This window comes from Mycolicibacterium sp. XJ662 (assembly GCF_053484035.1).
The window spans coordinates 227,824-248,845 of the sequence record NZ_JBEFTL010000001.1 but is presented as its reverse complement, the minus strand read 5'-3'; the positions used below and the strand labels follow the sequence as shown (position 1 = coordinate 248,845).

Annotated in this window: 23 protein-coding genes; 13 read left to right on the top strand and 10 right to left on the bottom strand. The window is 68.1% G+C overall.

Features of this window, described 5'->3' with window-relative positions; genetic code table 11:
* Nucleotides 1–70 precede the first annotated feature (70 nt).
* On the top strand, nucleotides 71–487 hold the full coding sequence (locus ABQE93_RS01315) for a DUF3151 domain-containing protein (RefSeq protein WP_448405460.1): 417 nt from the start codon (nucleotides 71–73) through the stop codon (nucleotides 485–487).
* A 207-nt stretch (nucleotides 488–694) separates the two neighbouring features.
* Here ABQE93_RS01315 and ABQE93_RS01310 read toward each other — a convergent pair whose 3' ends face one another.
* The 3 genes from ABQE93_RS01310 to ABQE93_RS01300 all read right to left on the bottom strand — a co-directional run bounded on the left by ABQE93_RS01310 (nucleotide 695) and on the right by ABQE93_RS01300 (nucleotide 3,214).
* Nucleotides 695–1,585, bottom strand: coding sequence for a cation diffusion facilitator family transporter (locus tag ABQE93_RS01310; protein ID WP_448405459.1), 891 nt, complete (start codon nucleotides 1,583–1,585; stop codon nucleotides 695–697).
* A gap of 172 nt (nucleotides 1,586–1,757) precedes the next feature.
* Nucleotides 1,758–2,537: a site-2 protease family protein gene (locus tag ABQE93_RS01305; protein WP_448405458.1), complete on the bottom strand. Its 780-nt coding sequence runs from the start codon at nucleotides 2,535–2,537 to the stop codon at nucleotides 1,758–1,760.
* 98 nt (nucleotides 2,538–2,635) lie between these two features.
* On the bottom strand, nucleotides 2,636–3,214 hold the full coding sequence (locus ABQE93_RS01300; protein WP_448405457.1) for a peptidase M50: 579 nt from the start codon (nucleotides 3,212–3,214) through the stop codon (nucleotides 2,636–2,638).
* Between the two features lie 89 nt (nucleotides 3,215–3,303).
* Here ABQE93_RS01300 and ABQE93_RS01295 point away from each other — a divergent pair, with 89 nt between their 5' ends.
* Genes ABQE93_RS01295 through ABQE93_RS01285 form a run of 3 tightly spaced genes read left to right on the top strand, consistent with a single transcriptional unit; the run spans nucleotide 3,304 to nucleotide 5,827 of the window.
* Nucleotides 3,304–4,602 carry an adenylosuccinate synthase gene (locus ABQE93_RS01295; protein ID WP_448405456.1) on the top strand — a complete coding sequence of 433 codons (1,299 nt, stop codon included), beginning with the start codon at nucleotides 3,304–3,306 and terminating at the stop codon, nucleotides 4,600–4,602.
* Nucleotides 4,599–5,234, top strand: coding sequence for a PaaI family thioesterase (locus ABQE93_RS01290; RefSeq protein WP_448405455.1), 636 nt, complete (start codon nucleotides 4,599–4,601; stop codon nucleotides 5,232–5,234). The genes ABQE93_RS01295 and ABQE93_RS01290 overlap by 4 nt, the downstream gene beginning before the upstream one ends.
* On the top strand, nucleotides 5,231–5,827 hold the full coding sequence (locus ABQE93_RS01285; protein WP_448405454.1) for a hypothetical protein: 597 nt from the start codon (nucleotides 5,231–5,233) through the stop codon (nucleotides 5,825–5,827). The genes ABQE93_RS01290 and ABQE93_RS01285 overlap by 4 nt, the downstream gene beginning before the upstream one ends.
* 4 nt (nucleotides 5,828–5,831) lie before the next feature.
* Here the strand turns inward: ABQE93_RS01285 and ABQE93_RS01280 are convergent, their stop codons facing one another.
* The 4 genes from ABQE93_RS01280 to ABQE93_RS01265 form a co-directional block, all read right to left on the bottom strand.
* The gene (locus ABQE93_RS01280) at nucleotides 5,832–6,968 is read right to left on the bottom strand and encodes a PGRS repeat-containing protein (protein WP_448405453.1); all 1,137 of its coding nucleotides are present in this window, start codon (nucleotides 6,966–6,968) and stop codon (nucleotides 5,832–5,834) included.
* 571 nt (nucleotides 6,969–7,539) lie between these two features.
* Entirely contained in the window at nucleotides 7,540–7,731 is a 192-nt protein-coding gene (locus ABQE93_RS01275) for a ferredoxin (RefSeq protein ID WP_448405452.1), read from the bottom strand.
* The gene (locus tag ABQE93_RS01270) at nucleotides 7,728–8,933 is read right to left on the bottom strand and encodes a cytochrome P450 (RefSeq protein WP_448405451.1); all 1,206 of its coding nucleotides are present in this window, start codon (nucleotides 8,931–8,933) and stop codon (nucleotides 7,728–7,730) included. Before ABQE93_RS01270 ends, ABQE93_RS01275 begins: the two co-directional genes overlap by 4 nt.
* Nucleotides 8,934–8,942: 9 nt before the next feature.
* The gene (locus ABQE93_RS01265; protein WP_448405450.1) at nucleotides 8,943–10,961 is read right to left on the bottom strand and encodes an MMPL family transporter; all 2,019 of its coding nucleotides are present in this window, start codon (nucleotides 10,959–10,961) and stop codon (nucleotides 8,943–8,945) included.
* 65 nt (nucleotides 10,962–11,026) lie between these two features.
* Here ABQE93_RS01265 and purT point away from each other — a divergent pair, with 65 nt between their 5' ends.
* From purT to ABQE93_RS01235, 6 genes are all read left to right on the top strand, one after another.
* Nucleotides 11,027–12,250 (top strand): formate-dependent phosphoribosylglycinamide formyltransferase, encoded by a 1,224-nt coding sequence (gene purT / locus ABQE93_RS01260; RefSeq protein ID WP_448405449.1) that lies wholly within the window; start codon nucleotides 11,027–11,029, stop codon nucleotides 12,248–12,250.
* 2 nt (nucleotides 12,251–12,252) lie between these two features.
* Complete coding sequence (locus ABQE93_RS01255; protein ID WP_448405448.1) at nucleotides 12,253–12,693, top strand: Rv0361 family membrane protein; 441 nt, start codon at nucleotides 12,253–12,255, stop codon at nucleotides 12,691–12,693.
* Nucleotides 12,694–12,712: 19 nt separating this feature from the next.
* Nucleotides 12,713–13,126 (top strand): rhodanese-like domain-containing protein, encoded by a 414-nt coding sequence (locus ABQE93_RS01250; protein ID WP_448405447.1) that lies wholly within the window; start codon nucleotides 12,713–12,715, stop codon nucleotides 13,124–13,126.
* Nucleotides 13,123–14,343, top strand: coding sequence for an O-succinylhomoserine sulfhydrylase (locus tag ABQE93_RS01245; RefSeq protein WP_448405446.1), 1,221 nt, complete (start codon nucleotides 13,123–13,125; stop codon nucleotides 14,341–14,343). The genes ABQE93_RS01250 and ABQE93_RS01245 overlap by 4 nt, the downstream gene beginning before the upstream one ends.
* The gene (locus ABQE93_RS01240) at nucleotides 14,343–14,756 is read left to right on the top strand and encodes a hypothetical protein (RefSeq protein WP_448405445.1); all 414 of its coding nucleotides are present in this window, start codon (nucleotides 14,343–14,345) and stop codon (nucleotides 14,754–14,756) included. The genes ABQE93_RS01245 and ABQE93_RS01240 overlap by 1 nt, the downstream gene beginning before the upstream one ends.
* A 135-nt stretch (nucleotides 14,757–14,891) precedes the next feature.
* Complete coding sequence (locus tag ABQE93_RS01235; RefSeq protein ID WP_448405444.1) at nucleotides 14,892–15,797, top strand: putative endonuclease domain-containing protein; 906 nt, start codon at nucleotides 14,892–14,894, stop codon at nucleotides 15,795–15,797.
* A gap of 29 nt (nucleotides 15,798–15,826) precedes the next feature.
* On the opposite strand, the gene ABQE93_RS01230 is transcribed toward ABQE93_RS01235, so the two are convergent.
* Complete coding sequence (locus ABQE93_RS01230) at nucleotides 15,827–16,678, bottom strand: SDR family oxidoreductase (RefSeq protein ID WP_448405443.1); 852 nt, start codon at nucleotides 16,676–16,678, stop codon at nucleotides 15,827–15,829.
* 73 nt (nucleotides 16,679–16,751) lie between these two features.
* On the opposite strand from ABQE93_RS01230, the gene ABQE93_RS01225 reads away from it, so the two are divergent.
* Entirely contained in the window at nucleotides 16,752–17,279 is a 528-nt protein-coding gene (locus ABQE93_RS01225; RefSeq protein WP_448405442.1) for a GNAT family N-acetyltransferase, read from the top strand.
* Nucleotides 17,276–17,572, top strand: coding sequence for a hypothetical protein (locus tag ABQE93_RS01220; RefSeq protein WP_448405441.1), 297 nt, complete (start codon nucleotides 17,276–17,278; stop codon nucleotides 17,570–17,572). Before ABQE93_RS01225 ends, ABQE93_RS01220 begins: the two co-directional genes overlap by 4 nt.
* Here ABQE93_RS01220 and ABQE93_RS01215 read toward each other — a convergent pair.
* Complete coding sequence (locus ABQE93_RS01215) at nucleotides 17,565–18,311, bottom strand: MBL fold metallo-hydrolase (protein ID WP_448405440.1); 747 nt, start codon at nucleotides 18,309–18,311, stop codon at nucleotides 17,565–17,567. The genes ABQE93_RS01220 and ABQE93_RS01215 overlap by 8 nt on opposite strands.
* Nucleotides 18,312–18,345: 34 nt before the next feature.
* On the opposite strand from ABQE93_RS01215, the gene fgd reads away from it, so the two are divergent.
* Nucleotides 18,346–19,356 carry a glucose-6-phosphate dehydrogenase (coenzyme-F420) gene (gene fgd / locus ABQE93_RS01210; protein ID WP_448405439.1) on the top strand — a complete coding sequence of 337 codons (1,011 nt, stop codon included), beginning with the start codon at nucleotides 18,346–18,348 and terminating at the stop codon, nucleotides 19,354–19,356.
* Here the strand turns inward: fgd and ABQE93_RS01205 are convergent.
* Complete coding sequence (locus ABQE93_RS01205) at nucleotides 19,259–20,977, bottom strand: ArnT family glycosyltransferase (protein WP_448412337.1); 1,719 nt, start codon at nucleotides 20,975–20,977, stop codon at nucleotides 19,259–19,261. The genes fgd and ABQE93_RS01205 overlap by 98 nt on opposite strands.
* Nucleotides 20,978–21,022 lie beyond the last annotated feature (45 nt).

Sequence of the window (21,022 nt, the reverse complement as noted above, 5' to 3'; positions counted from 1 at the left end):
ACGCTACGGCCGGAAGCTTAATCATCCGGCCGGATCTCTGCTTTGCCCGACGCACGGCACAATGGGAGCCATGACGCGGATGGGTGATCTTCTCGGGCCGGATCCGGTACTACTTCCCGCTGACAGCGCCGCGGAAGCCGAGTTGGCGGACGCCGAGAACCCCGCCATCGTGGCGGCTGCGCATCCGACGGCGTCGGTTGCGTGGGCGGCACTGGCCGAGGCCGCGCTGGCCGACGATCAGGCCGTCACCGCCTACGCGTACGCCCGCACCGGCTACCACCGCGGGCTGGATCAGTTGCGCCGCAATGGCTGGAAGGGTTACGGGCCGGTGCCCTACAGCCACGAACCCAACCGCGGATTCCTGAGGTGTGTCGCGGCGCTGGCCCGCGCCGCCGACACGATCGGAGAATCCGACGAGTACCAGCGCTGCCTGGACCTGCTCGACGACTGCGATCCGGGAGCCCGCGCGGCGCTCGGGCTCGGCTGAGCGGTCCCCTATTCCTTTTGCTGACGTGGGCCCCAAGCCTGTGCAAGACAATGGCGGCGCGGTCAGCAACACCGCCACCGCAGAGCTCACCAAACCCGAACGACGCGTCGCCGAGCTCGCCGCATCGGGCATGACCAATCGCGACTGCAGCGCGACGTTGTTCATCGGCCGGCCGCCTCGACGGGAAGCAGGACTCGTCCTGCGCAGTCACTCCGCTTCGCATCGGCAGTCAGCGGCGTCGTCGGGCGGCTCCACCTGAACCGTTGAGTGGTCCAACCCCCGAGCGGTCAACACCGCGCGCGCGTCGTCGAGCACCCGCGCGGAGTCGCGGGTGCTCGTCAGGTGCGCGGTGACCATGTCCTTACCGGGCACCAGCGTCCACACGTGCAGGTCGTGCACTTCGGTGACGCCCTCGACCTCGCACAGCGCGGTGCGCAGCTCGTCGACGTCGATGTGGGCCGGGGAAGACTCCGACAGGATCCGCAGGGCGGCGCGGGCCAGCGAGAACGCCCGCGGCAGCACCCACAGCGCGACGAAGACGGCGACCACCACGTCGGCGTAGGGCCAGTGCGTGGTGACCGTGACGATGCCGGCGATCAGCACGCCGACGCTGCCCACGGTGTCGGCGAGGACTTCCATGTAAGCGCCCTTGACGGCCAGGCTGCTTTCGGAGTGCGACCGCAACAGCGCCACGACGGCCGCGTTGGCGGCCAACCCGGCCAGCGCGACGACGATCATCGGTACGCCGGGCACGTCGGGCGCGTCGCCGATCCTGTCGACCGCCTCGTAGAGGATGAACGCCGCCACCCCGACCAGCAGCACCGCGTTGGCGACGGCGGTGAACACCTCGGCGCGGTGCCAACCGTAGGTGCGGGCGGGCGAGGTGCTGCCGCGGCGGGCCAGCAGCACCGCGGTCAGGCCCATGAACATCGCGACCAGGTCGGTGAGCATGTGGCCGGCGTCGGCGAGCAGCGCGATCGAGTCGATCAGCAGCGCGGTCGTGAGCTCCAGCACGAAGAAGGCGGTGAGGATCGCCGCGGCGATGACCATCCGCGAAACGCGGGCATCAACCGCACTGTGATCATGTCCGACACCCATGCCAGCAATCTATGCATAAATACGCATATGTCAAGGCTTTGCCGCGGTGGCGCGGTTTCCCGGAACGTGCTGGCTCGCCGAGTGTGCGGTTTCATACGCGACACGCCGGGCGGGGCGTATGGGGACGCACAGTCGCGGGCCGGGGCACAGTCGCGCGGGTCGGCGCGCGCCGTTAGAGCCAGGCCGACCAGAACCGGGTCAGCGCGTTGCCGGTACCCACCAGCTGTTGAGGCACGCCGGAGAGGTCGAAGAACCACAGCACGATGTCCCAGAACCACTGGTTGAGCCCGGGGGCCAGCAGCAGGATCAGCAGGATGAAAAAGCCCCACTGCTTGACGGGTTGCAGGGCGCGCTGGGTGTCGGGGCTCAGGTGCGGTTCCAGGGCGCCGTAACCGTCGAGGCCGGGGATGGGCAGCATGTTGAGCACAAATGCGGTGACCTGCAAGAAGCCCAGGAACGCCACACCGGACCAGAACACCGACCGCTGCGGGTCGCGCAGCACCGCGGTCAGCGCCAGCAGCACGATCGCGAAGAACAGGTTCACGGCCGGGCCGCCGAGGCTGACCAGCGTCTTCTGGCGGTTGGTCATGAACGATGTGCGCACCCACACGGCTCCGCCGGGCAGGCCGATGCCGCCGATCGCGATGATCAGGATCGGCAGCCCGATCGACAGCAGCGGGTTGGAGTACTTGAACGGGTTCAGGGTCAGGTAGCCGCGGACGGGGACGTCGTGGTCGCCGAAGCGCCATGCGGTGAAGGCGTGGGCGAACTCGTGCAGGCACAGCGTCACCACCCAGCCGGCGATGACGAAGATGAACACCCCGACGTAGGCCAGCACGTCCGGCGCGTCGGCGGCCGCCCATGCCAGTGCGCCGCCGACCGCCGTCAGCGCGACGATGGCCAGGAAGACCGGGCTGGGCCGCACCGACTGGTTCAGCGGACGGATGGTCACGGCTCGACGCTACCTTTTCGCCGAAACGGACAATCGGGCGGAAATGTGCGGGAAAAATCGACCATTTCGTCGGTCTCGGCGCCCCAAGGAGGGGCCCGTCAGCCCACCCGCAGCCAGCCCTCGGTGTGGCGGTAGAACGTCGAGCGCCGAAGCGGCCGTCGTCCCGGCACCCCGTCGCGCACCACGATCGCGCCCGTCGTACCCAGTTGGGCGGCCCGGCCGGTGACCCAACGCGGCCGGCCCCGGCGCAGCACCGCCGCGCGCAGTCCCGGCAGCGTCAGCGTGGGTTCGACGCGCACCGCGGGCACGTCGCCGTCGAACAGCACGGTGTCGTCGACGACGGCCTCGCCGACAAGGGGTTGATCGGCCGGGTCCCCGCGCCATTCCGCGGCGCCGACGATCACGGTGCCGGTTTCGTCGCGGATCAACGGCACCCGGGTAGCGGCGCCCCGCAGCGACCGACGCGCCTGCCATGGACGTCGTACATGGGCGACCTCGACGTCGAGCCGGTCGGTGCGCAGTAGCCGGGTCAGCACGCCGGCCAGGTCGGCATCCGACCCGACGACGATCATCCGACGACAGCCGACCTCGGGGCTGTCGGCGACGGGCAAACCACGCAGCGGGCGGGGCAGTCGGCGGTCGCCGAACGACAACACCGCGATGTCAGCGGCGCTCAACGCGGCTCCTCACATGGGGCTGGGATAAGGTAGCTCACCGGCTGCAAAGTGTTGATGCAAGAGTAGCGGCGAACTGCGAGGACCGAGCCATGCCGGCAATCGTGCTCATCGGTGCCCAATGGGGCGACGAGGGCAAAGGAAAAGCCACCGATCTACTCGGTGGGCGTGTCCAGTGGGTGGTGCGCTACCAGGGCGGCAACAACGCCGGCCATACCGTCGTGCTGCCCACCGGCGAGAACTTTGCCCTTCACCTGATCCCCTCGGGCATCCTCACGCCCGGCGTCACCAACGTCATCGGAAACGGCGTCGTCGTCGATCCCGGTGTGCTGCTCACCGAGCTCAAGGGGCTCGAAGACCGCGGCATCGACACCGAGCGGCTCCTCATCTCGGCCGACGCCCACCTGCTGATGCCGTATCACGTCGCGATCGACAAGGTCGTGGAACGCTATGCGGGCAGCAAGAAGATCGGCACCACCGGCCGCGGTATCGGCCCGTGCTACCAGGACAAGATCGCTCGTATCGGAATCCGCGTCGCCGACGTCCGCGATCCCGTTTTGCTCGCCGAAAAGATCGAAGCCGCACTGGAATTCAAAAACCAGGTGCTGGTCAAGGTCTACAACCGCAAAGCGGTCGATGCCGATGAGGTGGTCGAGACCCTGCTGGAGCAGGCTGAGGGGTTCGAACAACGCATCGCCGACACCCGCTACCTGCTCAACACCGCGCTGGAAGACGGCGAGACGGTCCTGCTGGAAGGCTCGCAAGGCACGCTGCTCGACGTCGACCACGGCACGTATCCCTATGTGACATCGTCGAATCCGACGGCCGGTGGTGCGGCGGTCGGATCCGGTATCGGCCCCACCCGCATCACCACCGTGCTGGGAATCCTCAAGGCGTACACGACGCGGGTGGGTTCGGGCCCATTCCCGACCGAGTTGTTCGACGAGAAGGGCGAATACCTTTCGAAGGCGGGCGGCGAGGTCGGTGTGACGACGGGACGACAGCGCCGCTGTGGATGGTTCGACGCGGTGATCGCCCGCTACGCCACCCGCGTCAACGGAATCACCGACTACTTCCTGACCAAACTCGACGTGTTGTCCAGCCTGGAAACCGTGCCGGTGTGCGTCGGCTACCGGGTGGACGGTAAACGCCTCAACGACATGCCGATGACGCAGTCCGACATCGCCCGTGCCGAACCGATCTATGAGGAACTGCCGGGCTGGTGGGAAGACATCTCGGGGGCCCGCGACTTCGACGATCTGCCCGCCAAGGCGCGCGACTACGTGCTTCGGGTAGAAGAGCTTGCAGGAGCATATGTTTCGTGTATCGGGGTGGGACCTGGCCGCGAACAGACCATCGTGCGCCGCGACGTCCTGGCGGCCCGTTCGTGACCGATGACCCGCACCTGATCGATCCCGACTATGCCAAGCACGGCGGTTTCCCCGATTTCGAACCCGCGCAGCCGGGACCAGGGTTCGGCCGGTTCCTGAGCGCGATGCGCCGCCTGCAGGACCTCGCCGTCTCCGCCGATCCCGACGGTGATACTTGGGGTTTGGCCGCCGACCGCACCGAGGAACTCGTCGACCTCCTCGAACCTTTTGAAGCGCCCGAAGGCATCGGGCCGGCCAACCGGGTGCCCGATCTGCCCGGCGCCGGCAGCCTGCTGATGCCGCCGTACCGCGATGTCACCATGAGCCCCGAGGGTGTCGAGCTCACCGTGCAGTTCAGCCGGTTCTCGGTGGGCGGTAACTCCGCGGTGCACGGGGGTGTGCTGCCGTTGCTGTTCGACTCGGTGTTCGGCATGGTCATCCACGCCGTCGGCCGGCCGATCAGCCGCACCGCGTTTTTGCACGTCGACTACCGCAAGGTGACCCCCATCGACACGCCGTTGACCGCGCGGGGTTGGATGCGAAAAGCCGAGGGCCGCAAGGCATTCGTCAACGCCGAACTTCGCGACCCCGACGAGAACCTGCTCGCCGAGGCCAACGGGCTGATGATCCGGCTGCTGCCAGGTCAGCCGTGACCGCGCCAGCGTCACACCGGCTTTCGACACCGCGGGCGGCCGCGTTCGCGGGGGTGCTGTTCGCGCTGCTGTTCGGCACCGTGCTGGTCCTGATGCGCGGTGTCGTGCCCGACGGCAACGATGTCAGGGCCCGGGTCGCCGCAGTGCTGATGCCGTTCGCGGGCATCGCGTTCCTATGGTTCATCGGCGTGGTGCGCGACGGCTTCGGCGGCTTCGAGGACAAGTTCTTCTCGACGGTGTTCATCGGCAGCGGATTGCTGTTCCTGGCAATGATGTTCGCCGCGTCGGCGACGAATATGGCGGCGGCGCACAGTAGCGGGACGACGGGCGAGTTCGCGCACGAGCTGATGCTCGCGTTGGCCAAGACCTACGGGTTGCGGATGGCGGCGGTGTTCATGATCACGCTGGCCACCATCTGGCTGAAAACCAACCTGATGCCACGCTGGCTGGTGCTAACGACTTACGTCGCCGCGGCCGGCATCCTGGTGGCCAGCGACGTCTCCATGTGGCTGGTGCTGGCGTTTCCGCTGTGGGTGCTCTTCGTCAGCGTGCTGCTGCTCACCCGGGCCGGTGTGATCGACCTGGACCGCTAAGCGCCTAGCGGATCCCGCTCTCACCGTCACTGCCGTCTTCGCCGTCGTCGCCGGCGGTGCCCGATTCACCCGAGACTCCATTGGTGCCGGGCCGACCGAATGCCCCTGCCGGCCCGCCAGCGCCGCCTTGACCACCTGCGCCGCCTGCACCGCCGGAGCCGCCAGCGCCGCCTGTGCCGCCGTTACCGGCCAGGCCCGTGAGCGCGACGCCGCCGCTACCGTGGCTGGCGGTGCCGCCGTTGCCGCCCCGGCCGCCGCTGCCGCCATCCGCACCGTCGCCACCGTCGCCGCCCCGACCGCCGGCGCCGCCGGTCCCGCCCGTACCGTGGAACACGCCGCCCCGACCGCCGTTTCCGCCGGTTGCTCCTCGGCTGCCGGCCTCGCCAGGCGCGCCGGCGCCACCCGGGCCACCATCGCCGCCGTTGCCGCCCGCCGCGACACACCCTTCGCAGTCCGCGACGGTGGCAAAACCGCCTGCGCCGCCCTCGCCGCCTTGGGCGCCGGTCCCGCCGGCGCCGCCGTCCCCGCCGCGCCCTCCCACCGCGGGCTGAGAGGGGCCCTCCCCCAGAATGATGGCGTCGCCGCCGGTGCCGCCGTTGCCGCCGGGCGCTCCGGGGCTTCCGTCACCGCCGTTGCCGGCGTCGCCGCCCTCGGCGCCGACCAGAGCGCCGGGATTGAACCCGACTCCGCCGTCGCCACCGGCACCGCCGGCGAACCCGGTGCGGCCGTCATAGCCGTTGTAGCCGTTCGTGCCGACCGAGGAACCAGCCGGACTGTCGATCCCTGGTGCGCCCGTCCCGGCGACGCTGGTGTTGTCCCATGTCGGGTTGACGCCGTGGGCGCCAGCAGATCCCGCGCCGCCGGCGCCCCCTGCGCCGCCGTTGCCGAACAGTTGCGCGTCGCCTCCGTTGCCACCCCGGGCGCCCAGCCCACCCGCACCTCCGGCCCCGCCGTTGCCGAACAGCCCACTGCGCCCGCCGTTTCCGCCGGCTTGGCCGGGCGCACCGGCGGCGCCCTTACCGCCGTTGCCCCACAACAGGCCCCCCGGACCTCCGTCCTCGCCCGGCTCATCGCCGTCGAGTCCGTTGCCGATCAGCAGTCCGCCGGGCCCGATCAGATGGACGAAATTGATCCCGCCCACCAGTGAAGCCAGAGGATTGGCCGTCGACGTTGCCGACATCTGACCGCCGAGTGGTAATGCGGCTATCTGAATGCGCTCTGGCGCAAAGTAGTTCGGCTGTGACCGCCGATAGGAGGCCCGCGACGGAGCTGTGAGCGCGGCGGAACCGGATGCTGTGGGCTGGGCCGGGCGCGGTGCGAGCACGCCGAGTATGGCCAACGCAGACGGTGTTGAACCGCCATCGGCCGTCATCGGTGTCGACACCGCCAGCAACGCCGGCCGCATGTGGGCGACGCCTGGCGTTGTGCTGACGTGGTGGTGGCTGGCCGCTGTGGGTCGCGCGTCCGCAGCCCGCGGGGGGTTGTCAGCGATGACGCCGCCAGTCACCGTCAACAGGCCCGCTGCCAGAGCGGCCAGGAATTGCGGTGTCGGACGTGTTGACTGCCGCTCGTACGCTTGGAGGCCGGCCATGACAATCCCCTTTCGGGCGAATCGAGGAATCCGCCTGCGAGGGATACTTTGCGGGTGACGTGGCGTGCCGCGTTAAGTACTGCGCTACTGCACTTTGGGCCCGGCGTCGAGGGCACTACTACTAGTCGACGATGCGCAACGCCTGTGAGGGGCAGAGCTTGACCGCCTCCTGCACGTTGTGCACTTGGTCCTCGGGCACCTCATCGACGAGCACCACCACAATGCCGTCGTCGTCCTGATCGAACACGGCGTCGGCGACCATCACACAGTTTCCCGCCTGGATACACACGTCGCGGTCGGCGTGAACTCTCACCATTTCACCTTCATCGATTTCAGACCGTAGATGAAGTGAAACGACCGGAACTGCACATCGTCGAAATCCTCGGCCAACTGAAGCGTCGGAAACCTGCGCAGCAGTGCGGGAAACGCGATGCGCATCTCCATCCGGGCCAGCGGCGCGCCGAGGCAGTGGTGCACACCGTGGCCGAACCCCAGATGCCCGATCGCGCCGCGCCGGATGTCCAGTACGTCGGGCGCGTCGACGAAGTCCGGATCGCGGTTGCCCGAAGGCAATGACACGAACACGAGTTCGCCCGCCGGGATCTTCACCCCGGCCACCTCGACGTCGGTGGTGGTGTAGCGCGGAATCGCGCTGTGCACGATCGACAACCACCGCATCAGCTCCTCCACCGCGGGCCCCACGGCGTCCGGGTCGTCGCGCACCGCGGCCAGCTGGTCGGGGTGGCGCAGCAGGGCTAATGTGCCCAGCCCCAACATGTTCGACGTCGTCTCGTGTCCGGCGAGAAGCAGCAGGCCGGCCACGCCGATGAGCTCGTCGTCGGTGAGGTCGGCGCCGTGCTCGCGGACCAGCATGCCGAGGATGTCGTCGCCGGGGTCGGTGCGGGCGCGCTCGACCAGCGAACCCATGTAGGCGCGGCCTTGGCGCTGCATGTCCAGCCGGTCGGCGACGGGCGCGGACAGGTCGAGTTGACGTGCGCTGCGTTGCTGGAACTCCGCGCGGTCTTCGTAGGGCACCCCCAGCAGTTCGCAGATCGCCAGCGACGGGATCGGCAGCGCGAAGGCCTCGACCAGGTCGACGGGCGGACCGGCGTCGGCCATCGCGTCGAGGTGCTGATCGACGATCTGCGTGATGCGCGGTTCCAACCGCTTCATCCGCCTGATGGTGAACTCCGGGGTGAGCATCCGGCGCAGCCGCTGGTGTTCGGGCGGGTCGAGGCCCAGCAGGTTTCCGGAGCGGGCCCTGGCCAACTCTTCCTCGGAAAGCGTCGGCGCGCCGGGCAGCACGAAACCGGGCGGACGGACGTTGGAGAACCGTTCGTGATCCGACAGCACGGCCTTGATGTCGTCATGGCGGGTCACCAGGTAGACCTGCATGCCGAACGAGTTGGTCGACGTGGCCACCCCGAGGCCCTCGCGGATCTCCCGCAGCGCCGGCGTCGGGTCGAACCCGTCGCGCCGCATGTGCAGCGGCGGCGCCGCGACGGACTCGGTCATGCTTCGACGCTACCCGCGCGCAGCCCCGTGCCGAGATCGACGTTGGGCACGCTGCTCACGCAGCGCGGGCCACCAGATGCGCGGGCCGATCAACGTGAACAACGCCGGGATGATCACCGTGCGCACCAGGAACGTGTCCAGCAGGATGCCCAACCCGACGATGATGCCCACCTGGGTCAACACGATCAGCGGCAGCACGCCCAGCACGCAGAACACCGCCGCGAGCACGATGCCGGCGCTGGTGATGACGGCGCCGGTCGCCGAAACGGCCCGCACGATGCCGTTGCGGGTGCCGTGCTCGGGCGTCTCCTCCCGGGCACGGGTGACCAGGAAGATCGTGTAGTCCACGCCCAGCGCGACCAGGAACAGGAACGCGAACAGCGGCGCGGTGTTGTCCAGGGCCGGGAACCCGAAGATGTGCACGCTGGCCCAGCCACCCAGACCCAGCGCGGCCAGCGCGCTGAGCACCGTCACCGCCACCAGGACCAGCGGCGCCAGCGCCGACCGCAGCAGCACGTACAGCACCGCCAGCACCACGACCAGGATCGCAGGTATCACGACCACCCGGTCATGGCCCGCGGCGGCGCTGGCGTCGCGCGCGGTGGCATCCGATCCGCCGACCAACGCGTCGTCGTCGACCGCCCTGACCGAGGCCCGCAGCTCGTCGATGATGCTGAACGCCTCGTCGGACGCCGGCTCCGCGTCGAGCACCACTGACCACTGGGTGAGCCCGGTCGGGCTCTGGCCCGCCGGCGTCGCCGACACCACGCCGGGCGTCTCGGTGATCGCGCGTTCGACGTCGGCCGCCCGATCCGTCGGCGCGACGACCTGCGTCGGGTCGGTCAGGCCGCTGGGAAAGTGCTCTGAGAGCCGCTCGTATCCGGTGACGGACTCGGCCTGCACCCGGAACTGTTCGGTCTGCGACAGGCCGACCGGCGTGTTCCACACCCCGATGCACAACAGCGCCAGCCCCGCGATCGACACCGCGGCGACAGGGCCGGGACGGCGGGCCACCGATTCGGCGATGCGGTGCCAGATCCCGCTGTCGGTAAGGGGTTTGGCGCCCACCTGCGGGATGAACGGCCAGAACAACCGCCTGCCGAACAACGCCAGCAGCGGCGGAAGCACCAGCAGCACGTACACCGCCGCGACGATCAGCCCCGCCGCGGCCTGCACCCCGAGGCTGCGCACACTGGGCGACGAGGCGAAGATCAGCGTCACCAACGCCAGCACCACCGTCGCGTTGCTCGCCAAGATGGCCGGCCCGGCCTGGCGCACCGCGGTGCCCAGCGCCTCACGGTGGTTCTCCGTGCGACCCAACTCCTCCCGGTAGCGCGAGATCAGCAGCAACGCGTAGTTGGTGCCCGCGCCGAACACCAGCACGCTGGTGATGCCCGACGTCGACCCGTCCGGCGTCATGCCGACGGCCTGAGCGACGGCGGTGCCCAGCACCGCGGCCACCCGGTCGGCGAACCCGATCACCGCCAACGGCACCAGCCACAGCACGGGTGAGCGGTACGTGATGATCAGCAGCACCGCCACGACGGTGGCCGTCACCGCCAGCAGCGTGATGTTGGCGCCCGAGAACGAGTTGGCGATGTCGGCGCCGAACGCCGGGCCACCGGTCACCTCGGTGCGCAGGTCCGGCGGCAGCCCCGCCGCGGCCTCCTCCCGCAACTGCTTGACCGCGTCGTTGAGCTCGAAGCCCGACAGCTCCGAGTCCAGCGGCACCGCCGCCAGCGCGGCCTGGCCGTCGGCGGAGACCTGTGCGGGCCACTTCTGGTTGACCGCGTCGATGTCGGCCGGGCTCAGCGGCGCGCCGTCGGTGCGGGTGACGACGATGATCGCAGGCGCGGCGTCGCCTCCGGGGAACTGTGCGCGCAACTCGTCGACGCGGGCGGACTCGGCGGAGTCGGGCACCGGGACCGGCGAGCGGCCGCTGGATTCATCGCTGCCGATCAGCGCCATCAGGACGCCGGAGAGGGCGACCACGAGCACTGCCAATACCCAGGACACGCGTCGCGACATGCCTCCAATATTTCAAAGATGCCCATGACCCCGCTGGCCCGGTATCTGGCAGGCTGGACGGCGCGATGAGTGACATGACCGAACAGGACACCCCCGCAGAGCCGGAAGCCGCGAATTCGACGGTGATGCTGCTCGGCGCGGGCGAGCTGAGCCGCGAGCTGGCGCTGGCTTTTCAGGGGCTGGGCGCCGACGTCATCGCGGTGGACCGCTACGCCGACGCGCCCGCACACGGGGTGGCTGATCGGTCGGTCGTCGCCCAGATGACCGACGCCGACGCGCTGACCGCGCTGATCGAGAAGGAAGCGCCGCGCTACATCGTGGCCGAGGCCGGGTTGATCGCCGCCGATGCGCTGATCGCGGTCGCCGAACGCGGCGACGTCGAGGTGTTCCCGACCCCGCGCAGCACCCGGCTGTCACTGGACCGGGAGGGTCTGCGCCGGCTGGCCGCCGACGAACTGGGCCTGCCCACCGCGCCGTTCTGGTTCGCCGGTTCGGCCGAGGAGTTGACCGCGGTGGCCCAACACGCCGGCTTTCCGCTGGTGGTCAAGCCCGTCTCGGCGGCGCCAGGGGAGGGTGAGTCGGTGCTGCTGCGGGTCGAGGACATCGAGCCGGCATGGCAGCGCGCCGTCGTCGCGGGCCGGATCCCGCACAACCGGGTGATGGCCGAGACGGTCGTCGACGTCGACTTCGAGGTCACGTTGCTGACCGTGCGGACCACCGGGCCGACGGGGCCCACGGTGCACTTCTGCGAGCCGATCGGACACCGCCAGGTCGACGGCGGCGTGCTGGAATGCTGGCAGCCGCAGCCGATGCCGTCGGCCGCGCTGGATGTCGCCAAGTCGATCGCCGCGCGCATCGTCAACTCGCTGGGCGGGCGCGGCGTGTTCGGTGTCGAGCTGCTGGTGCGCGGCGACGAGCTCTACTTCGACAGCGTGCAACCGCGTCTGCACGACAGCGGGCTGGTAACGCTGCGCTCCCAACGGCTTTCGGAATTCGAACTGCACGCGCGTGCGATCCTCGGCCTGCCGGTCGACACCATCATGATCTCCCCGGCCGCCGCCGAAGTGACCTACGCCGGTGCCGAATCCACCACCGGGGCCGGGGTGGATCCGCAGGCCGTGCTCGCCGATGCGCTGACCGTGGCCGAAAGCGACGTGCGGTTGTTCAACCGGCCCGACGACGGCGAGACGCCGCGCCGGCTCGCGGTGGCGATCGCGACCGCGGCCGACCCGATCGTGGCCCGCGATCGCGCCAGGCGCGTCACCGCCTCGCTGCGCGGGCTCTGGTAGCCATGTCCGAGCCGAACCAGGCCGACCGGCCGACGATGGGCCCGTTTCTGGCCGCGCTTGCCGTCGTGGCGCTCGTCGGGGTCGGAATCATGATGTTCAACCTGTTGGGCGACGGCGAACCATCCGCCGAGCAGCAGGTCGCCCGTGCCGTCATCGCGCAGAACGATGCGCTGCAGCGGGAGAGCTACGCCGATTTCCGATCCCACACGTGTGCCGCCGAACGCGGCACCGAAGCCGACATGCTTGCCGGTCAACAGGACTCGGTCGAGTCGCGCGGCGAGCGGTTCGTCGACGACGTCTCCGATGTCGAGGTCGACGGGGACCGTGCCAGCGCCAAGGTGACCTACCACTTCGACAAGGCGCCGGACGCCAAAACCACTGTTCCGATGAGCTTTGTCCGCGAAGACGGGGCATGGAAGGTCTGTTCGGCCGGTCCCAGGTAGCTATGGGAGACTTCGGTCCGTGAGCTATGCCGGAGACATCACCCCGCAGGAGGCCTGGACGCTGCTGAGCGACGTCCCAGAGGCAGTGCTGGTGGATTGTCGCACCGAAGCCGAATGGCGTTTCGTCGGCGTTCCGGATCTGGGCACGCTGCAGCGTGATGTCGTCTTCATCGAATGGAACCGCTCCGACGGTACGCACAACGAGGCGTTCGTCGAGAACCTCGTCGACAAAATCGGTGACAGCGCCGAGCGGCCGGTGGTGTTCTTGTGCCGCTCGGGTCACCGCTCGATCGGCGCCGCCGAGGCCGCCACCGCGGCCGGTATCGCGCCGTCCTACAACGTGCTCGACGGGTTCGAAGGCCACCTCGACGAACGCCGGCACCGCGGGGGGAGCGGGTGGAAGGCCGTCGGCCTGCCGTGGAAGCAGTCATGAGCGACGATCCCGAAGTGCCATCGGTGCGGCGGCCCGCCGAACTGCCCGACGGTGTCGGGCAGGCCACCATCGGCGCGCGGGGTGGGCTGCTGCGGTCACAGTTCGAGGAGACCGCCGAGGCGTTGTACCTGACGTCGGGATACGTCTACGCATCGGCCGCCGAGGCCGAGAAGGCGTTCACCGGCGAGGTCGACCGCTACGTGTATTCGCGCTACGGCAACCCGACCATCTCGATGTTCGAAGAGCGGTTGCGGCTGCTCGAAGGCGCGCCCGCCTGCTTTGCGACGGCCACCGGGATGGCGGCGGTGTTCACGTCGCTGGGGGCGCTGCTGGGCGCAGGTGACCGCTTGGTCGCCGCGCGCAGCCTGTTCGGTTCGTGCTTTGTGGTGTGTGACGAGATCCTGCCGCGGTGGGGTGTGGAAACGGTTTTCGTCGACGGCGACGATCTGTCCCAGTGGGAAGAGGCGCTGTCGGTCCCGACCACGGCGGTGTTCTTCGAGACGCCGTCGAACCCGATGCAGTCGCTGGTCGACATTGCCGCGGTGTGTGACCTCGCCCATGACGCAGGTGCAAAAGTGGTGCTGGACAACGTATTTGCCACACCGATTCTGCAGCAAGGTTTTCCGCTCGGCGTCGACGTCGTGGTGTATTCGGGCACCAAGCACATCGACGGGCAGGGCCGCGTGCTCGGCGGGGCGATTCTGGGCGACAAGGACTACATCGACGAGTCGGTGCAGAAACTGATGCGCCACACCGGCCCGGCGATCAGCGCGTTCAACGCGTGGACGCTGCTGAAAGGTTTGGAGACGTTGGCGCTTCGGGTGGAATACCAGAACGCGTCGGCGCAGCGGATCGCCGAGTTCCTCGAGAACCACCCCGCTGTCAGCTGGGTGCGGTACCCGTTCCTGGAATCGCATCCGCAGTACGACCTGGCCAAGCGCCAGATGACCGGCGGCGGCACGGTGATCACGTTCGAGTTGGTCGGCGCGACCAAGCAGCGCGCCTTCGAGGTGCTCGACAAACTGCGGCTCATCGACATCTCCAACAACCTGGGCGACGCCAAGTCGTTGGTCACCCATCCGGCGACCACCACCCACCGCGCGATGGGCCCCGAGGGCCGGGCGGCGATCGGCCTCGGCGACGGTGTGGTGCGAATCTCGGTGGGGCTGGAGAAGACTGAGGATCTCATCGCCGACATCGACGAGGCGTTGAGTTAGTGTCGCGGCGGTCGAATGAGAAGAAGGCGCGGCGGCGCAAGCGGCGGGCCGCGCGCGACGCCCGCTGGGTGCCGGACTCCGTCATGGCCGCGATGTCCGACGACATCGAAATCGCCGCGGTGCTCGAGGAGTTCGACCAGCGAATCACCGAGCGCGGCTGGGTCTTCGACGACGACGCCTCCGACGACGAGTCGGCGCTGTGGTTCTATCCGCCCTCACAGGCCGACGTCGGAGACGACGACATCGTCGACGCGACGACGATCGTGCTGACCGCAGCCGACAACGCCGACATCGTCCACGTGGTGTTCGTCGGCACCGGCGAGGACTACCAGTTCGGCTTCGAGGAGCTGTTCGAGTGCCTCGACGTGATCGAGGCCTACCGCGCCGGCGATCCGCGCCCGGAGTTCGACTAGTGGCGTCAACGCCGCGCGAACTCTCAACCCCGCGCGAACGTTCCTTACCACTCGAAGTTCGGCCGAAATTTCGAGCGGTAAGGAACGTTCGCGGCCCCATGGAACCGGGCGGCGGCTCAGCGCGTCCAAATATCCATGGGCCCGTTTATTGGTTCAGAGGCCGTGGCAGCCGGAGTCCTCAATCGCTACCAACTGGCGACGCAATACGATGCGGTGTTCCGCAACGTATATGTCCCCAGCGGATACGTCGTCACACCCGTTGACAAGGCCGTGGCGGCTTGGCTGTGGTCGGAGCGCCGTGCCACCGCTGCGGGTCTTTCCGCCGCCGCGCTGCACGGCACGCTATGGATCGACGCCCACCTGCCCGCCGAGATCAACCAGCCACATCGTCACAAGACCAAGAAGATCTTGCTGCACTCCGACAAGCTCGCCGAAGACGAGGTCTTTGTCCTAAACGGCATATCGGCGACAACCGCCGCACGAACGGCGTATGACCTGGGACGTCGCCCGGGCCTGACCACGGCGGTGATGCGGCTTGACGCGCTGATGCAGGCGAGTGATCTCAAGCCTGCAGATATCCAGTTGCTCGCCGATCGCCATCGCGGTGCGCGCGGCATCGTTCAGTTGCGTGAAGCGATCAGCCTGTCTGATGCCGGAGCGGAGTCGCCGCAGGAGACGCGTACCCGACTGATCTTGACCCGCGCCGGACTACGGCCAACGCACACGCAACTCGAGGTCTTTGATGATTGTGGCGAAGTCGTCGGCCGCCTCGACATGGGCTGGGAGGACTGGGGTGTGGGCGTGGAGTACGACGGAATTCAACACTGGACGGACCCGCTGGTGCGCGAAAGGGACATCGAGAAGCAGGCCAAATTCCAAACTTTGAAATGGCAGATCATCCGCGTCAGCGCGAATATGCTCCGCTACCGCCCCGAGGTCATCATCAGCCGCACTCGAGCGGCTTTACTCGCTGCGGGCGCCCCTTTCGCGGCCGCGAACGTTCCTTACCGCTCGAAATTTCCGCAAAAGTTCAAGTGGTAAGGAACGTTCGGCGGGGCTGACGGGGATGATTAGTCCTCCACCACACCCTGGGCGTCCTGCGCGCGCTGCTCGTAGCCCTGGCGCGCAGTGGTGTCGTACTCCAGGAACACCCGGTCCAGGCCCAGCTTGTTGTTCAGCCAACGACGTGCGCGCGGCCCGAGCATCTGCGCGGCCTGCGCGGTGAACCGCAGCGGAGGCGGAACGGACACATGGGTTTTCGGCTTCTGCAGTGTCTTGACGACGGCCGCCGCGATGTCTTCGGGCTCCACCGGTTTGAGGGCTCCGCTGTTCTTGGTGCCCGAGATCAGCTCGGTGTTGGTGAACGGCGGCATGATCACCGAGACGTCGACACCGTGCGGCGCCATCTCGTCGGCCAGCGCGGCCGACAACCCCACCACGCCGAACTTGGCGCCCACGTACACCACCTGGCCCGGCACCGGAATGAGACCCGACAGCGAGGCGATGTTGATGACGTGTCCGCTGCGGCGCGCGATCATGCCCGGCAGTACCAGCTGGCAGCCCGCGATGACGCCGTACAGGTTCACCTCGATCGAGGACCGGATGGACTGCTCGGATTGCTCGAGGAACGGGCCGATCGGCATCACGCCCGCGTTGTTGATGAGCACGTCGATGTGTCCGCCACCGTCGGTGCGCGCCTTGTCCAGAAATGTCGCGAACGATTCGCGGTCGGTGACGTCGAGCGGATATCCCGACACCGGCCCGAGCTTGGTGAGCTGAGCGACGGCCGACTCCTGAAAGGCCACGTCACGGTCGCCGATCACCACCCGCGCGCCGTGCTCGAGCAGCGCCTTCGCGGTCGCGTAGCCGATGCCGCGGGCAGCGCCGGTGATCGCAATGGTCTTGCCCCTGATGTTGTCCATGCGGCCAAACTTTACACCTGTCAAGTTCTCGGGGGAAACGTGCCGGAATACGGCTGAGCCCCTCGCGGTAGACATGGATGTGATGCACCTTCGCTTCGTACCGGTCGCTCAGGACGACCCGCTGGCCCAGCCGCTACTCGCCGAGTTGGCGGTGGAATACGCGGGTCGCTACGGCGGCACCGAGGAGCGCGTCATGAAATGGCTGCGTTCGGTGCCCACGCACGCGTTCACCCCGCCGAGCGGCGGCCTGCTGATCGGGATGCTCGGCGACCAGCCGGTCACCGGCGGCGGGTTCTCGCGCTTCGACGACGACACCGCAGAGCTCAAGCGCATCTGGACCGACAGCCGGTTTCGGCGCCAGGGCCACGCGCGGGCGCTGCTGGCCGCGCTGGAGGCCGAGATCGCCGCACGCGGCTACCGGCGCGTGTACCTGACGACCGGAGACCGCCAACCCGAGGCTGAAGCGCTCTACCTCGCAACCGGATACCTCCGCCTGGACGAACCGTTGCCCTCCGACGGTGAGGTGTTTCCCGTCGCGTTTGTCAAAGCCCTCAACGGGCAAACCGTGGCCATCGACGCGGACACGGAAGTGGGCATGTGACGTTGACGCAGACGACCGTCGGCTGGCTGATTCTGTTGGCTGCCGCCGGAACGTTTGCGCTCGGGCTCGCGTCGCGCGTGTTCATCGGCCGGAGGCGAAACACCAGGGCGGTGCGCCGGATGGTCCGGTTGTTCCGCAAGACGGGGGTGGCAAGTGTGCTGTTCGGCCGGTTCGAGGACGACGTGCTCGACGATGAGGAACTCGACAGCATGATCCTGATGCCGGCCGTCGTGGTGGGGTGCGGGCTGTGCCTGACCGCGATCTTCCTGTTCGGCTACCAGAGCCTCATTTGAGAGTTGCCTCGCGCCTGGCGGTTTCGGCGGCCTCCCGGACCGACCCGCGCCACAGGGGACCGTGTCCCGGCAGCATCACCTCGGCGTCGAGCCTCGCCAGCGTGCCCAGGCTGCGCACGCAGCCGTCCTGGTCGTGGTTGAACAGCGTGGGCAGCAGCTGCGGCCCGCCGCGCGGGGCCAGCGGGTGACCGGTGACCAGCGCGTCGCCGCTGATCAGCACCCCGTCGACCAGATAGGAGCAGTGCCCGCCGGTGTGGCCGGGGGTGGCAACCGCAACCGGCTGGCCGGGCAGCGCCGCGGCGACGTCGTCGGTGAGTGGTTGGGCCGCCGGTATTCCTTCGCGGGTCAGCGCGCCCCTGCGGGTGATCGCCACACTCCACGCCAGATAACGCGGGCGCAAGATGTGCTTGGCGATGTCGGCCGGCGATGCCTGCTCCAGGTACTCGCGTTTGGCGTGGCCCACTTCGGCGGCATGTGAATACACCGGTGTGCCATGGGTTTTGGAGAACCAGATGGCCGAACCGAAATGGTCGACGTGGGCATGGGTCAACAGGATCGCCCGCAGCTGCTCGACGCCGAAGCCCAGTTGGCGCAGCGACGCCAGCACGTCGTCGCGGCTGCCGGGGAAACCGGCGTCGATCAGCAGCACACCGTCGCCGCCGGCGACGAGGGTCCAGTTGACGAGCTCGGTGTGCGCGAAATGGACGGTGTCGGTGACGGCGGTCAGGACCGGTGCCATCCCGCGAGTCTAGGCAGTGGAGTAGAACTGAGACGTGGCTGAACTCAAACTCGGATACAAGGCGTCGGCGGAGCAGTTCGCCCCGCGGGAACTCGTCGAGCTGGGCGTAGAGGCCGAAGCGCACGGCATGGACAGCGCGACGGTCAGCGACCACTTCCAGCCGTGGCGGCACGAGGGCGGTCACGCGCCGTTCTCGCTGTCCTGGATTACCGCGGTCGGTGAACGCACCAAGCGCATCGTGCTGGGCACGTCGGTGTTGACGCCGACGTTCCGCTACAACCCGGCCGTGATCGCGCAGGCGTTCGCCACCATGGGCTGCCTTTACCCCGACCGGATCTTCCTCGGGGTGGGCACCGGTGAGGCGCTCAACGAGATCGCCACCGGCTACGAGGGCGAGTGGCCGGCGTTCAAGGAGCGGTTCGCGCGGTTGCGCGAATCGGTGAACCTGATGCGCGAGCTGTGGGTCGGCGACCGGGTCGACTTCGACGGCGAGTACTACCACACCAAGGGAGCCTCGATCTACGACGTGCCCGACGGCGGCATACCGGTCTACATCGCCGCCGGCGGGCCGGTGGTGGCCAAGTACGCCGGACGCGCCGGTGACGGGTTCATCTGCACCTCCGGCAAGGGTGAGGAGCTGTACAAGGACAAGCTCATCCCCGCGGTCAAAGAAGGCGCCGAGGCGGCTGACCGCAACGCCGAGAGCATCGACAAGATGATCGAGATCAAGATCTCCTATGACCCCGACCCGGAGCTGGCACTGGAGAACACCCGGTTCTGGGCGCCGCTGTCGCTGACGGCCGAGCAGAAGCACAGCATCGACGACCCCATCGAGATGGAGAAGGCCGCCGACGAGTTGCCGATCGAACAGGTGGCCAAGCGCTGGATCGTCGCATCAGATCCAGACGAAGCCGTCGAAGAGGTTGGCCAGTACGTGAAGTGGGGGCTCAACCACCTGGTGTTCCACGCGCCGGGTCACGATCAGCGCCGGTTTTTGGAGCTGTTTCAGAAGGATCTGGCGCCCCGGTTGCGCCGGCTTGGCTGATCTGACCCGCGGTCGGCTCGGCGGCCGCCGGCCGCCCGGTTGTGCGGTAGATCCGGAACCGTTCGTCGCCCGTCGCGCCGTACACCGAATGCACCAGCGTGCCGAGCCCGGCGCCGTCCTGCCATAGCGTTGGATAGCGCAGGTTCAGTGCATCGGCATTGCTGATGTTCGGGTTGCTCGCCACGATGTACTGCACGCCGAAGTCCCACGGCCGGTTCAACGCCGAGGCGAAGTCGTAATCGCTGGTGATCACGAATTGGCGTGGTCGGTCCGACGCCAACCAGACCCCCCACGTGTTGAACGTGTCCATCAACACCGCGCCGTCGGGCAGTCGCTTGCGGTCGAAGTAGTCGGCCAGCGCACGGTCGTTGACCATCAGCCGCCGGTACCACTGTTCCTCAGGCGGATACCGCTGCGGGTCGACCAGGGACCGCAGACCGAACTGAAGTTGTTGGTTGCCGATCCGTTCGTCGGCCATCGCGGCGAGGGTCACCGGAATTCCGATCATCAGCGAGACGCACAGCAGTACCGCACCCGCGCGAGCCGCTACATTCTCGGCACGCCATCGAACCTCTGGGCCAGGTGAACCGGGCTCCCACAGTGCCAGCGCAACACAGATCACCAGCGGGACGGCCAGCAGGTAGAACCGGAACCAGCCGAATGTGGACGACGTGTACTGACCCCACACGGCGAATGCCAGAACGGGCCCGAGCACGGCGACCGGCACCAGCGCGTCGGCTCTCCGGCGCAGCGCGCTGTGCGCGACGGCGACCGCCACAGCCAACACGACGAACGGTTGCATACCGAGCAATCGTGCGGCGATCACCACCCAGTCGCTGGACGCGGCCTCGCCAAGCGGGCCGCCCCGCTCCGCTGCAGCGCTGACCTGACTGTCGTTGCCGTATTGCGATGACAACGTCGCGAACAGTTCACCCGAAACGACCCAGCTGGTCAGTGCCCAGACGATGAAGGCTGTGGCCAACGGGAAGATCACGATGATGACGCAGAGGATGGCGTTGTTGACTCGTTGCGATCGACGTGCGGCGTGGAATGCGAAGGCCCCTACGAGTAGCGCCGCACCGCAGGCGGCGGGGACCGTTTCATAGCGGCAGAGGTAGCCAAGGCCCAAAGCGATGCCGGCCCAGGCCAAATCGCCCACGCGCTCGAGGCGCACCCACTGCAGGAGGTGGCGCACGCACCACAGGAGACAAAATGTGTGGGCCGCTTCGCTCATCCCGGACGCCCCGTAGATGACGATCATCGGTTGCAGCGCGAAGCATCCGACGGCCAACCAACGCCAGGCCTTCCCCACGCCGCGGTCCAGCGCGATACGCCGCACCATCACAGCCGCGGCCGCCATGAACAACGCGCTCTGCATGACGCCGGCCAGCCCGTGGGTCTTCAGTTCGGGCCACCACTGGCTGAACGGAAGCATCGGTATCTGAACCATGCTCGGCAGCGGATTCCAGACGAAGCCGATGGCCGACAGGTGCGGGTGACGGCTCATCACCACGTACCCAGCATTGGCGACGCGGCTCGGTGCATCCGGGTCGAACATGTTGAACTGCAACACGAGTACGGCCCCGACGGCGAAGTACAGGGTGGACAGCGCAACGAACAGGCCGACCCCCCAGGCGCGCCGAGGTTCAGTGGCGGGCGCGGGGTC